This is a genomic window from Ureibacillus thermophilus, from assembly GCF_004331915.1.
Classification (GTDB): Bacteria; Bacillota; Bacilli; order Bacillales_A; family Planococcaceae; genus Ureibacillus; species Ureibacillus thermophilus.
In genome coordinates, this window is record NZ_CP036528.1 from 1,631,435 (window position 1) to 1,644,679 (window position 13,245).

The following is a 13,245-nucleotide window of genomic DNA, read 5'->3' on the forward strand; positions in this document are numbered from 1 at the left end:
TACAATTATGGAAAAAATCTCATGTGTTTGTGGTCATGAAAATCCGTATGGTACAAAGATTTGTGGAAAATGCGGAAGACCGCTGTCTGAAGATGCAAAAGCTCAAAAAGTGCTTGATATGCGGTATGATGGTTCAGCTATTCGTTCCAAGACATACAATAAATCTATCATTGATAAAATTTGGAACTTCTTTTCTAGTGTAAAGGTCGGCGTTGCGTTGATCGTTATTACACTAATTACTTCTTCCATTGGTACATTTTTTCCTCAGAAATTTAATATCCAAGCGGCTACAGAAGCGGAAAAAGCGCTATATTATGAACAAAACTATGGAACCATCGGAAAATTGTATTATGAACTTGGCTTCTCTGATATTTATAATTCCTGGTGGTATCAGATTTTAGTTGGGTTATTAGCCATTTCAATAATTGTGGCAAGTCTCGACAGAGGGATTCCTCTTTATAAGTCGTTAAAAAATCAGCGGGTAAAACGACACGAAAGCTTTATGAAGAAGCAGCGAATTGTTGCTCATGGACCAGTAACTGAAGGCGACCCGTCAAAAACCCTCGAGTTAGTTGCTGAGAAAATGGCGAAACTGCGCTATAAAGTACGGAGGGATGGAAACGCTTTATTTGCGGAAAAAAACCGCTTTGCCCGTTCTGGTCCATACATAAATCACCTTGGGCTCATTATATTTATCTTTGGGGTAATGCTGCGCTTCATTCCAGGTTTCCACGTAGATGAAGCCATGTGGATCCGTGAAGGAGAAGTTCGGGCAGTTCCAGGTATGGAAGGATATTTCCTGGAAAATAAGCAATTTATTATAGAAACTTATGATAATGAGCCAACAAAGGCTCAAATTCAACAAGGCGTTACTGCCATTGCGAAAAATTATCAAACAGATGTCAAGCTTTATAAACAAGCAGAAGGTGCTGTATTAGGGAATACGGATGACATGGAACTTGTGAAAGAGTATTCCATTCGTGTCAACCATCCATTAAAATATGATGGATATGCCATTTATCAAATGGATTATCGGTTAAATGAACTAAAAACAATGACATTTGATTTAACCAATAAAGAATCAGGAGAGTCTCTAGGTTCAGTAAAAATTGATTTAACGAATCCAGAAAAAGAGTATGTTTTAGGTGAAAATACAAAAGTTGAAATCATGAAATATTATCCTGACTTTTCTGGAATGAAAGATGGCGTTCCACAAACAGCATCCCAATACCCAAACAATCCTGCTTTTGTATTTAAAATGATTACCCCTGACAAACCTGAAGGGGAAATCAGTTTCGTTTCGATTGGCGCTGCGCCTGTTGAAGCGGGAGAAAATGAATACAAAATGACATTTAAAAATGTGGAAACAAGAAACGCATCTGGATTATTAATCAAGAAAGATGTAACGATTCCAATATTGATTATTGGGGGAGTTATTTTCCTAATTGGTGTAGCCATTGGTTCTTATTGGAATCATCGTCGCCTATGGGTGCAACAACTAGAAGATGGTACGATTTTGCTTGCCGCTCATACAAATAAAAACTGGTTTAGTATTAAAAAAGATTTAGATGCTGTGACAGAGTATGCGCATTTACCGAAATATATTGACCAACTGGATATTGAAAATGTAGATAAAAATAGGGAAGGTGACGATGTCGAATGAGTTTGATTGATATAAGCAGCAATTTGCTGTTAATCGCATTTATTGCCTATATTTTAGGTACGGTGTTAATTGCAGGTTCTATCAAACAGAATGATGGAGCTGCAAATAGAGCGGAAAAATGGGGAAAAGCAGGAATTGTTGTTTCGATTATTGGTTTTATTGCACAACTGGGTTATTTTGTCACCCGCTGGATTTATGCAGGACATGCTCCTGTCAGCAATATGTTTGAATTTACAACAGCCTTTGGAATGTTCTTAGTGGGGGCATTTATATTAATCTACTTTATTTACCGAGTGAAAATACTTGGATTAGTGGCATTGCCAATTGCAGTACTTTTCATTTCTTATGCGACGATGTTCCCTACGGATGTAACGCCGCTTGTGCCGTCATTGCAAAGCCACTGGTTGACGATACACGTTGTGACAGCCGCTATTGGTCAATCCATTCTTGCCATTAGCGCAGTTGCCGCTTTAATTTATCTATTGAAAGAAGTGGATCCAAAAACGCCTTCAAAAGAGCGTTTTTGGCTTGAAGCAATTTTATATTTCTGTGTTGTTGTCGTTGGTTTTGTTATTGTAACACTTACTTTCCGCGGCATGGGATATGAAGCTGAGTTTACTTATATTGATAAAACGGGTATGGAAAGAGAAATTGTTTATAATATGCCAGCCATCTTTGGCATGAATGAATATGAATTAAAATCAGATGGCGCAATGGAGCCTTTATTGGAAATGCCGGCTTTAATTAATGCAAAAAAATTGACAACTGTGACATGGTCATTCTTGGCTGGTACGATTCTTTATTTGCTATATCGCTTAATTGTCCGCAAACGCATTTGTGAACTTTTGAATCCTTTAATGACAAAAGTGAACTCCAACTTAACCGATGAAATTGGATACCGTTCTGTATTAATGGGTTTCCCAATCTTCACATTAGGAGCTCTTGTCTTTGCCATGATTTGGGCTCAAGAAGCATGGGGCCGATTCTGGGGATGGGATCCAAAAGAAGTATGGGCGTTGATTACTTGGTTGTTCTATGCAGCTTATCTTCATTTGCGCCTGTCCAAAGGCTGGGAAGGAAGAAAATCCGCATGGCTTGCATTAATCGGATTTGCCATTATCATCTTTAACTTAGTCTTTGTCAACTTAGTAATTGCTGGCTTGCATTCTTATGCATAATTTTTTATAACATATCAAAAAACATCATTTTCTCTTTGGAGAAAGTGATGTTTTTTTTTATTTGTTCCAACCTCTTTTATTAGTCTTTAATTTTTATTCATAAAATTGTACAATGTTTATAGCAGATTATGCAAAGAGAGGGGTAACATCGTGTCTGAAAAAGTTTCTATTTTAGTCGTAGATGATGAAGATCGAATTCGTCGTCTTTTAAAAATGTATTTAGAGCGCGAAGGATACGAGGTAGATGAGGCTGAGAACGGGGAAGTTGCGTTAAAAAAAGCTTTGGATAAAGATTATCATTGCGTCATTTTAGATATAATGATGCCTGAAAAAGATGGCTTGCAAGTTTGTGAAGAGTTGAGAGAAAAAAAATCGACGCCAATTATTTTATTAACTGCAAAAGGTGAAGAAGCAAATCGGGTGCAAGGGTTTGAATTAGGGGCGGATGATTACATTGTTAAACCATTTAGTCCACGTGAGGTAGTTTTGCGCGTGAAAGCGATTTTACGACGTTCCAGCGCGTTGACTCAAATGTCAAGTACGACTACATCAAGAGATATTGTCGTATTCCCTCATTTAACGATCGATAATGATGCCCATCGAGTAACATGTGATGGACAAGAAGTGAACTTAACACCGAAAGAATACGAACTTCTTTATTTCTTAGCAAAGTCGCCAGATAAAGTTTTCGATCGCGAACAATTATTAAAAGAAGTATGGCATTATGATTTCTTCGGCGATTTGCGCACTGTCGATACCCATATAAAGCGCTTACGTGAAAAATTAAACCGCGTATCGGATAAGGCGGCAAAAATGATTGTAACCGTATGGGGCGTAGGTTACAAGTTCGAGGTTATCAATGACTAGAATATGGAATAGTCTTGTCGGGAAGCTATGGGCAACCATATTGCTTCTCGTTTCATTTGTGTTATTTATTTTTACCGTTGCCATGCTTGAATTTCTTGATGATTTCCACATTAAACAAGCGGAAAGTTCATTAAAACAAGCGGCAACGACCATTTCAAATATTGTTGCCCATACGGATATCGATCAAATCACCGATGATTTATTGCAAGATTTATTAATTGAAGATACCAATGCATTTATCGCCCTAGATGATCATACGGTTATCTCAAGCTACCAGTCAGGAAAAAATCAAGAGGAAATCAGAAAAGAGTTGCTGGAATCAAAAGAATTCCAAAACATTTTTAAATCCAATAAACCAATTATTCGACAAATGATTTTGCCTTCCCAAACGGATGAAGACAAAATGGAATCGTATTTTGTATTGGGATATCCTTTATCCATTGAGAATGAAGTGCAAGGCGAATTGTTTATTTATCAAAATCCTTCTGCTTTGCATGAAACGACGGAACAAACAACTAAAATTGTCTTTCTTTCAGCGCTGATTGCTTTTGTGTTAACCACTTTTTTTGCTTTTTTCTTGTCATCCAAAATTACGCAGCCCCTTCGAAAAATGCGGGAATATGCCTTTGATATTGCAAAAGGAAATTTTGATGAGCGTCTGCCGACAAATCAGAGCGATGAAATCGGGCAGTTGGCTGTAGCTTTCAATCAAATGGGCCGACAATTAAAACATCATTTAGAAGTAATCAACCAAGAAAAGGAACAGTTATCAAGCATTCTTACATCCATGACGGATGCTGTGATTACCTTTAATCGGGACAAAACCATCTTGCTGAGCAACCCTCCAGCGGAACGATTGTTGCAGCGCTGGTTTATCCGGAACGGCATGAATAAAGAACTATTTTTGCCAGATGAATTTTATGCCATGTTGGATCATGTATTAACCTTCGAAGATAAGCTTGAGGAAGATTTAGAAATTGATGGTTCCTATTATCGCATTACCATCAGTCCATTGAAAAGCAGCAGTCAGGCCATCCGCGGTGCCATAGCGGTTATTCGGGATATGACGGAACAGATTAAATTGGATAAATTGCGTTCAGATTTTATTGCCAATGTTTCCCATGAATTAAGAACTCCGATTGCCATGCTGCAAGGGTATTCAGAAGCCATTTTGGATGGCATTGTCGAGTCGGAAGAAGAACGAAATGAAATGATTCGAATTATATATGATGAATCCCAACGCATGGGTCGTTTAGTGGCTGATTTGCTCGATTTGGCGAGAATGGAATCGGGGCATACGACATTAGTGAAAGAGTCTGTACCAATCAATCCGGTGTTTGAACGAATTACCCAAAAGTTCAGCCAAGTAGCGAAGGAAAACCATGTTCATTTGAATTTCCATACAGAAATGTCGGATGATGCGGTGATTAGCATTGATGAAGACCGCATCGAACAAGTGTTGACAAATTTAATTGATAACGCAATCCGGCATACACCTGCAGAGGGCAGTGTCACCGTATCGTTGGAACATGAGTTATCCTATTTGAAAGTTCAAGTATCCGATACGGGAGAAGGCATTTCAAAAGAAGACTTGCCATTTGTTTTTGAACGATTCTATAAAGCGGATAAGGCAAGAACTCGAAATAAAAAAGTAGGTACGGGGTTAGGACTTGCCATCGCCAAAAATATTGTAGAAGCGCATAACGGAAATATTCGGGTAGAGAGCGAATTAGGAAAAGGAACAACCTTTACTTTCTACTTGCCATTAAACGGTTAAGAATTCGTGGCTCTCTAGGTAAAGATGGGACTTGCCATTTTATTGAAGTATGGTACCCTTTTACCTGGAGGGAAGCGGATTCTTTTTCTTTTTTATGCAAAAATTTTCTTATGTGGAAACTTTTCTTCTGCGTAACATTTTTTATCTTAAAACGACAAAATGAATAAGGATGGAGGTGGCGTGGATTGAAAGAATCCATATTCCATCGACTGTATGATTATTATCATCAAGATGTGTTCCAATTTTTAGTATATTTGGTAAAGGATCGATTGGTGGCGGAAGACTTGTCCCATGAAGTATATGTACGAGTTTTGAAGTCTTATGATCGATTTCAAGGGAAAAGCTCTGAAAAGACGTGGCTTTTTGCCATTGCAAAAAATGTAGCCATTGATTATTTTCGGAAAAATTCCGTGCGGGCATCCCGTTCCCTTCAATTTTTTGACTGGGAAAAGGAACAGCTTGTATCTCCAACGAAATCACCGGAAGCCTTTACCGAACTCAATGATGAACTGAAGCAACTGTTAGAAGCCCTGGAGAAGTGTACAGGGGATCAGCAAATGGTGATTATTTTGCGTTATTTTCAAGAATTATCCATTGCAGAGACAGCAGCCGTATTAAATTGGACGGAAGGAAAAGTCAAGACGACTCAATACCGCGCCATAAAGCAATTGCGGGAATTGTTATCACATCATAAGGAGGCGAAACCACATGAATCATGAACATTGGGATGAAGAGCGTATAGAAGAACTACTGAAAAAAGTTCCAAAAATTCATGATGCCCGTTCAAAGGAAGAAGTGTTTGAACGTTTGAAGCAGGACGGGGTATTTGATGAAGTGCCTCCAAACAAAGTTATGAAGAAAAAATCTAAATATATCCCTTGGATCATTGCCGCTTGTGCCGCATTATTTTTAGCGATTCTCATTCCAACATTCATGAGCCGCTCCATTTCTGAAGAGGCAAAGATTACAAATGATGTAAAGAATGAAGAAATGGAAAAATTCAATCACTTGGAAGAAGGGCAAGAAGATTCCGTGAATATCATGATGACGGAAGTGGATATGAAAACGGCTGTTTATCCTGAACAATTAGACGGAAATACCCTTTTTAAAATAGGGCTTGCAAGCGATGATGCAGATAGCATTCCGGTAACGATTTTAATACCTAATGAAAAAATATTAGAAGATTTTGGGAAGGCAAATCCAACACCAGTAGAAATGTATAATTTGTATGCACCACGTTTAAACGAGAATTTATTAGGATTTGTCGATTATCACCCATATGATGGAAAAATTATCGAAAGCAATGGGAAGGTAGTTCATCAATTACCGGAAGACCATCCATATGATGCTAGTGAAGCAACTCTTTCCACCTATTATGCCACTCTAATGGATACATTTTCTGATTACCAAGAAATAGAATTTGTCGATGAACAGAATCAGCCGAAGGAAATAGGGAAAGAAAGTTCGCTGCTAATTTCGGATGAAAGAACTCAGCACAGCTATTTTAAGTATGTCCAACAGGATGGAGCTGCATTTTTAGCGCCGAATTATAGAGAAACTTTTTCGACGATTGAAGAAGCAATGGAAGCATTAAAGAGAAGCACGAATGAGGTTTATCAATCGGTTGTATTGCCAAATGTCGATTATACAATAAAGGTTGAGCAGAATATTGTGAAAATCGCTTTTAAAGAACCATTGGATTTATTCAATTATAATCAAGTGGAAGCTATGCAGATGATTGAAGGCATGCTCTTGACAGCTGCAGGATTCAACATGGCGGTTCAATTTGAGAATATAGTGCAAGCGGAATGGGAAGGATTCGACTTTACAAAACCTTTGCCTATTCCATTGGGACCAAATCAATTGCCGTATACGGTGTTGGAAAATGAGTAAATATCGTAAAATAATATTCTAAATATCTTGAATTAATGACTTTACAAATTTTCATCATTCTCCTATAATAAGTGTAAATTAAATAATGATTCATCTTCGGGGCAGGGTGAAATTCCCGACCGGCGGTGTTAGAACTTGATGTTCTTAAGCCCGCGAGCTCTTTTAGAGCAGGATTTGGTGAGATTCCAAAGCCGACAGTATAGTCTGGATGGGAGAAGATGGTACGGTCGCTTTTCGTTATGGGCATTTTGCACGTGACTTGTGAAGTGTTGGCTTTTTGTAATTATCCAACACCTAGTTTCCTATGGTCTTTTTTAGTCATGTGTTGTCTCTAACTGTATCTTTTTCTCCCTTATGCAAATTTGCATAAGGGATTTTATTTTTGACGAAGCCGACTAGTACCTTTCTTCTTGCAGATTGAATCAGCAAAGAGGAGAGTGTGCTAATGAAGAAAATGAAAGTGCGATCATTTGTAACAATCGCCATGCTATCAAGTATTTCATTCATTTTAATGTTTTTAAACTTCCCATTGCCTTATTTTCCGGTATTTTTAGAAATTGATTTCAGCGACGTTCCTGCATTGCTTGCAGCGATTACAATGGGACCTGTTGCTGGCATTTTAGTAGAGCTGATTAAAAATATTTTGAATTGGTTGTTTATCGGTGCGCCGACTGGAGTTCCGGTAGGCCACATGGCAAATTTTGCAACTGGCATCTTGTTTATTTTGCCTGTATATTACATTTATAAAAAATCAAATTCCTTACGAGGTTTAATTTTTGGACTAGTTGCCGGAACCTTTACAATGGCGATTGGCATGAGCATCTTGAACTATGTTGCTTTCTTGCCGATGTATACGTATTTCTTAGGTATGGGAAGCTTTGATGTAAAAGAAACGATTGTACTCGGTATTTTGCCGTTTAATATTGTGAAAGGCATCTTATTAATGGTGCTAGTATTGATGCTGTTTAGAACGATGAGAACATGGATTGAAAACCAAAGAGCCCAATACTTATTGCAAAAACAATAAATCAAAAAGGAGTTTGCAAGTTTAGCAAACTCCTTTTTCATGTCTTTTGAACATATACTAAGATGAAGGAAGGTGCTATGAAAAAAGAGAAAATATCTATTTTCTTTTTATTATTAATTGGTTGTACAGGCATTTGGACAATTTATTCTCATTTTTTTAAGGAGGAAAAGAGAGAAGAGGAGACGATGACGGAAAATGAGTTTATTGATTTTTTATATCAGCATTTAGGAATGGAAGAAATGCACGAATTTGAAGATGACGAGGAGCATTTATTGGAGACATCCTATCAGCCGATGGATTTAGAGGCTACGGATTTCAAACTCAAAACCATCAATCATGGAACTATAAAGTTGTCGGATTTTAAAGGGAAAAAAATCTTGCTGAACTTTTGGACGAGCTGGTGCCCGCCTTGCAAAGAAGAAATGCCACAATTAAACGATTTTTATGTGCAGGAGGCAAAAAAGCTCAATGTAGAAATATTGGCGGTCAATATTACCGACCAAGAGATTTCCCCTGAAGATGTGAACGATTTTTCTGAAGAATATCAATTGCAGTTTCCTGTTTTGTTGGATGAGCAAGGAGAAGTTTCAAAACGTTATCAAGTGCTTACGATTCCAACAAGTTTCATCATCAGCGAGGATGGCCGCATTATTGAAAAAATCATTGGCCCCGTTACAAAAGATGCGTTATTGGAGAAATTTCCATGAAGTAAATGTATTATAATGGAAGAAAAGGAATTGGAGGAATCATCTATGCAAGTAATGAATACTCCTTATGTATTAAATGAAAAAAATAAACAGGCAGGAAAAGTGTTTGAAACGGCCAAAATGCAAGTGATGAATATTCAATTAAAATCAGGGGAATCCATTCCAAGCCATTTCGCTGATTGCGATGTGTTGATTGTCGTTCGAAGCGGTGTTGTATCCTTTACAGTGGAAAATGAAACTGTGGAATTGACGAGTGAAACATTATTACACATGGGGCCAAAAGAAATGCACAGCTTGACGGCAAAAGAAGATGCGGACATCGTTGTTGTAAAAATAAAGTAGAATAGAAAAGAGGTTGGGACAAATCTAAAAAAGGGGCTGGGACAAAAGATAAAAAACACCATTTTCTCCCGGGAGAAAATGGTGTTTTTTTGATAATTGAAGAAAATTGATTTCCGTTCCGGGGACGCTTTCCGCGGGCCCGGCTCGAGCCTCCTCGGAGCTCAATTCTTCGCTCCTGCGGGGTCTCGAGACTCGGGCTGTTCCCGCAGGAGTCGCCCCGTCACTCCAATCAATTTTTTACAAAAAATCTTTTTGCAGCTCGTTCACTTTATTAGTTATGTCCCAGCCTCTTTTTGATATGTTATTAAAATTGATTTCCGTTCCGGGGACGCTTTCCGCAGGCCCTCCTCTGATTCATTCCTTCGCTCCTCGTGGTCTCGAGAGGGCTCGTCGCAGGAAAGCTTTGAATTTACTTCCTTGAGCTTGCTCCGCTTTGCGACTAAGCGTGCGCGACAGAAACTCGCCCCGTCACTTCAATCAATTTTTCGTTAGTTCAATTTTTTATCAACACTCTTTCAACTGCCCCTTTCATTTTTTGTTTATGTCCCAGCCTCTTTTTTTAAAATCCATTTATCCCATAATATGATAGCCGGAGTCGACGTAAATCGTTTCTCCTGTGATGCCTCGGGATAAGTCGCTCAACATTACGACTGTCATATCGCCCACTTCTTCTTTGTTTGTATTGCGTTTTAGTGGTGATGTTTCTTCGTAGCGGTGAAGGGCTTCATTGAAGCTTGGAACTCCTTTTGCCGCAAGGGTGCGGATGGCGCCGGCAGAAATGGCATTCACGCGAATACCTTCTTTGCCCAAGTCTGCTGCCAAATAACGGACGGATGCTTCCAATGCAGCTTTTGCAACACCCATAACATTATATCCTTCAAGCACGCGTTCTGCCCCGAGGTAAGACATTGTTACAATGGAACCGCCTTCTGTCATGTAAGGACGCGCTTCTCTTGCAACGGCAATTAAAGAATAAGCGCTTGTATCAAGAGCGAAGGCAAAACCATCGCGCGTTGTCTCAACAAAGCGGTTTTTTAAGTCTTCTGCATGGGCAAAGGCAACAGAGTGGACAATGCCGTGAATGACACCGAATTGTTCGCCGATTTGTTTAAATGCATTTTGAATGGATTCATCGCTGTTTACATCACATTCAATAACAGCGGTTTTATGATCTTTGTAGTCTTCTAATAGTTTTTCGATTTTTGCTTTTGAGCGTTCTTTTCGGTAAGTGAAAATGACGTTTGATCCAACTTCCAACAGTTTTTTCGCTGCTCCCCAAGCGATGCTTCGTTCATTGGCAACGCCCATGACAACAATATTTTTATTATTTAAATTTAAATGATCCATTAAATTAACCCCTTTAACAGCAGTTATTAGTACCAACTACTAAAATATTAACAGCATTTTTTGTAAAAATCAACAACAACTATTGACATCTATTTTGTAATACAATATAGTTATGTATAGTTAATTTGCAATGCAAGATAGTTATGCACAGGTAACTTGTAATGCAAGATAGAAAAGTCGGGAGGTGGCATCTTTGTCCATCCGAAGCCAGTTGTTAAAAGGTGTACTCGATGGATGTATTTTAGCCATCATTGAAAAAGATAAAATATATGGATATGAGTTGTCCAAAAAACTGGAGCAAGTGGGGTTGGAAATTAGTGAAGGAACGATTTATCCAGTGTTGCTTCGTCTTCAAAAAAATGGATATATTGTTGGGGAAGTGAGGGCATCCGATTCAGGGCCAAATCGAAAATATTATTCGATCACCATCAAAGGAAAAGAAGCACTTGAAGAAATCAGAAACGAATGGAAGCTTCTTTCAAGTGCCATAGAGAAACTATTAGGGAGGGATGAACATGAAAGTTCCTGTTAAAGAACTCATACGGCAAAATAACGAAAAGCGCAAACTTTTGACAAAGGAAAATCAAGAATACTACGAGAACTTCCTTGTCTATATACGAGCGAATTTCAGCCGGGATGAGCGGGCAATAGAAGAAGTGCTGCTTGAAATGCTCGATCATCTATTGGAGGCGCAAAAAGAAGGCAAGACGGCTAAGGAAGTGTTTGGAAAAAATCCGAAAGAGCTGGCGGATGAAATCATTGCTTCCTTGCCGAAAGAATCATGGAAACGCCAACTAGAATTTATTGTTGAGATCATTATGACTTTATTTGGTTGGTATTTTATTGCTAGGGGAATTGTGCCCCTTATACAAAAAGAGGACCAGACGATTTATTCAGGAACGCTTGTTGTCTCTGGGCTTCTTTTGATTGCAAGTTTAGCGGTATTGATTCATTTTGTTTTCGTTCTATTGAAAAAAGAAGCTTTTAAAGATCGCAGAAAGAAAAAAGTCGGCACCATTTTATATGGAATTCTGATTGTTGGATTATTTGCCTTAAGCCTTTATGTGAAATTTGCCATTCACCCCTTTGGCCCATCTTTTGAAACTTCCTATTATTCAATTTTCGGTCTTGGCTGCTTCTTTCTACTAGCTTCTTATTTATTTAAGAAAATGCGGGAGAGCCAAACATAAAAAATAAAAGAGCGAATGAAAATCAAAGTCGCTTCATTCGCTCTTTTTGTGCGCCCGGCATGTACATGAACTATAGGGTGTAAGTCCCGAACCCCGAAGACAGAAGTAGAGGTTAGCTCAACGCAAGGGTGTCCGTGGTGACGCGGAATCTGAAGGAAGCGAGCGGCAAACTTCCGGTCCGAGGAACACGAACCTCATATAAGGCTAGGTATGATTGAGTGAGTTTGCAAAACAAAACAAAGCTCTTTCTGTCGAAGGTCATATCGAGTAAATGAGGCGGATAGATGGTGTGAAAGTGCATGTACTTACCCGGGGAGGTCTGGCGGATATGTGAAGTACTCTTCATAACCTACTTAGTGATAAGTAGCTGAACCGTCAGAAGTCAGCAGAGGTCATCGTATTAGTTGGTTTAGAACTACTAAGAAGGACCGAACAATTAAGAGAGAATAGCCCTTGGCATTCAGTGAGTCATGATGAACACAGAAAACGTAGTACCTCACTTGAGGAAGGAAGCGGTGAATCCCGTGGGGGACCTCTTGGAGGGTGGAGTGACCACTGGCATAAGAAGACAAGCTATTCACGGAAGGAGAATAACGATGCTTTTGAATCAAATCCTGTCACGGGAGAATATGCTTCAAGCACTAAAACGTGTAGAACAGAATAAAGGAAGCCACGGAGTAGATATGATGCCCGTACAAAACTTACGACAGCACATAGTCGAAAACTGGCTAACTATTAAGGAGGCAATTCTCAAGGGAACTTATGAACCAATGCCAGTCCGCAGAGTCGAAATCCCGAAACCTGACGGCGGTGTTCGTTTACTAGGAATCCCTACCGTAACAGACCGTTTGATTCAACAAGCAATCGCCCAAGTACTTTCAAAAGTGTATGACCCTACATTCTCTGAAAACAGCTACGGATTTCGACCAAACCGAAGTGCTCATGATGCGGTGAGGAAAGCGAAAGAATATATAAGAGATGGACATCGATGGGTTGTAGATATGGACTTGGAGAAATTCTTTGATAAGGTCAACCATGACAGATTAATGGGTACACTCGCGAAGAGAATCCAAGATAAACCATTACTGAAATTGATTCGTAAGTATTTACAATCGGGCGTCATGATTAATGGTGTGGTATCAAGCACATTTGAGGGAACTCCACAAGGAGGACCATTAAGTCCGCTACTATCTAACATTGTACTAGATGAACTAGATAAAGAATTGGAAAGAAGAGGACACAAATTCGTTCGAT

The 13,245-nt window shown here is 39.0% G+C and carries 13 protein-coding genes and 1 riboswitch; of the genes, 12 read left to right on the forward strand and 1 reads right to left on the reverse strand.

The annotated features are described in order from the left end of the window. Positions 1-7 precede the first annotated feature (7 nt). The 9 genes from DKZ56_RS08070 (at position 8) to DKZ56_RS08110 (ending at position 9,454) form a co-directional block, all read left to right on the forward strand. Entirely contained in the window at positions 8-1,663 is a 1,656-nt protein-coding gene (locus DKZ56_RS08070) for a cytochrome c biogenesis ResB family protein (protein WP_245989380.1), read from the forward strand. After that, positions 1,660-2,841: a c-type cytochrome biogenesis protein CcsB gene (ccsB, locus tag DKZ56_RS08075; RefSeq protein ID WP_281275639.1), complete on the forward strand. Its 1,182-nt coding sequence runs from the start codon at positions 1,660-1,662 to the stop codon at positions 2,839-2,841. The genes DKZ56_RS08070 and ccsB overlap by 4 nt, the downstream gene beginning before the upstream one ends. Positions 2,842-2,991: 150 nt before the next feature. Further along, the gene (locus DKZ56_RS08080) at positions 2,992-3,708 is read left to right on the forward strand and encodes a response regulator transcription factor (RefSeq protein ID WP_208649513.1); all 717 of its coding nucleotides are present in this window, start codon (positions 2,992-2,994) and stop codon (positions 3,706-3,708) included. Further along, positions 3,701-5,485, forward strand: a complete 1,785-nt coding sequence (locus tag DKZ56_RS08085) for an ATP-binding protein (protein ID WP_208649514.1) — start codon at positions 3,701-3,703, stop codon at positions 5,483-5,485. Before DKZ56_RS08080 ends, DKZ56_RS08085 begins: the two co-directional genes overlap by 8 nt. A gap of 185 nt (positions 5,486-5,670) precedes the next feature. After that, the gene (locus DKZ56_RS08090; protein ID WP_208649515.1) at positions 5,671-6,204 is read left to right on the forward strand and encodes an RNA polymerase sigma factor SigX; all 534 of its coding nucleotides are present in this window, start codon (positions 5,671-5,673) and stop codon (positions 6,202-6,204) included. Next, complete coding sequence (locus tag DKZ56_RS08095) at positions 6,194-7,378, forward strand: hypothetical protein (protein ID WP_208649516.1); 1,185 nt, start codon at positions 6,194-6,196, stop codon at positions 7,376-7,378. The genes DKZ56_RS08090 and DKZ56_RS08095 overlap by 11 nt, the downstream gene beginning before the upstream one ends. 88 nt (positions 7,379-7,466) lie before the next feature. Further along, a riboswitch (FMN riboswitch) is annotated at positions 7,467-7,602 on the forward strand. A gap of 221 nt (positions 7,603-7,823) precedes the next feature. Next, complete coding sequence (locus DKZ56_RS08100; protein ID WP_281275641.1) at positions 7,824-8,405, forward strand: ECF transporter S component; 582 nt, start codon at positions 7,824-7,826, stop codon at positions 8,403-8,405. A gap of 77 nt (positions 8,406-8,482) precedes the next feature. Further along, complete coding sequence (locus DKZ56_RS08105) at positions 8,483-9,112, forward strand: TlpA disulfide reductase family protein (RefSeq protein WP_208649517.1); 630 nt, start codon at positions 8,483-8,485, stop codon at positions 9,110-9,112. A gap of 45 nt (positions 9,113-9,157) precedes the next feature. Then, positions 9,158-9,454, forward strand: coding sequence for a cupin domain-containing protein (locus tag DKZ56_RS08110; RefSeq protein WP_208649518.1), 297 nt, complete (start codon positions 9,158-9,160; stop codon positions 9,452-9,454). 570 nt (positions 9,455-10,024) lie between these two features. On the opposite strand, the gene fabI is transcribed toward DKZ56_RS08110, so the two are convergent. Beyond that, positions 10,025-10,801, reverse strand: coding sequence for an enoyl-ACP reductase FabI (fabI, locus tag DKZ56_RS08115; protein WP_208649519.1), 777 nt, complete (start codon positions 10,799-10,801; stop codon positions 10,025-10,027). Positions 10,802-10,994: 193 nt separating this feature from the next. Between fabI and DKZ56_RS08120 the strand changes: the two genes are divergently transcribed. The 3 genes from DKZ56_RS08120 to ltrA form a co-directional block, all read left to right on the forward strand. Beyond that, a complete protein-coding gene (locus DKZ56_RS08120) occupies positions 10,995-11,333 on the forward strand; it encodes a PadR family transcriptional regulator (RefSeq protein ID WP_208649520.1) in 339 nt (112 codons plus the stop codon). Further along, the gene (locus tag DKZ56_RS08125) at positions 11,317-11,991 is read left to right on the forward strand and encodes a DUF1129 family protein (protein ID WP_208649521.1); all 675 of its coding nucleotides are present in this window, start codon (positions 11,317-11,319) and stop codon (positions 11,989-11,991) included. The genes DKZ56_RS08120 and DKZ56_RS08125 overlap by 17 nt, the downstream gene beginning before the upstream one ends. A 596-nt stretch (positions 11,992-12,587) precedes the next feature. Further along, the coding region (ltrA, locus tag DKZ56_RS08130; protein ID WP_208649522.1) for a group II intron reverse transcriptase/maturase at positions 12,588-13,245 on the forward strand (658 nt) is incomplete at its 3' end.

What these genes read in the sequence shown, in the direction of transcription:
- fabI (WP_208649519.1), bottom strand. Translation starts at nt 10,801, where the DNA reads ATGGATCATTTAAATTTAAATAATAAAAATATTGTTGTCATGGGCGTT.
- DKZ56_RS08085 (WP_208649514.1), top strand. Translation starts at nt 3,701, where the DNA reads ATGACTAGAATATGGAATAGTCTTGTCGGGAAGCTATGGGCAACCATA.
- DKZ56_RS08125 (WP_208649521.1), top strand. Translation starts at nt 11,317, where the DNA reads ATGAAAGTTCCTGTTAAAGAACTCATACGGCAAAATAACGAAAAGCGC.
- DKZ56_RS08100 (WP_281275641.1), top strand. Translation starts at nt 7,824, where the DNA reads ATGAAGAAAATGAAAGTGCGATCATTTGTAACAATCGCCATGCTATCA.
- DKZ56_RS08070 (WP_245989380.1), top strand. Translation starts at nt 8, where the DNA reads ATGGAAAAAATCTCATGTGTTTGTGGTCATGAAAATCCGTATGGTACA.
- DKZ56_RS08110 (WP_208649518.1), top strand. Translation starts at nt 9,158, where the DNA reads ATGCAAGTAATGAATACTCCTTATGTATTAAATGAAAAAAATAAACAG.
- ccsB (WP_281275639.1), top strand. Translation starts at nt 1,660, where the DNA reads ATGAGTTTGATTGATATAAGCAGCAATTTGCTGTTAATCGCATTTATT.
- DKZ56_RS08105 (WP_208649517.1), top strand. Translation starts at nt 8,483, where the DNA reads ATGAAAAAAGAGAAAATATCTATTTTCTTTTTATTATTAATTGGTTGT.
- DKZ56_RS08095 (WP_208649516.1), top strand. Translation starts at nt 6,194, where the DNA reads ATGAATCATGAACATTGGGATGAAGAGCGTATAGAAGAACTACTGAAA.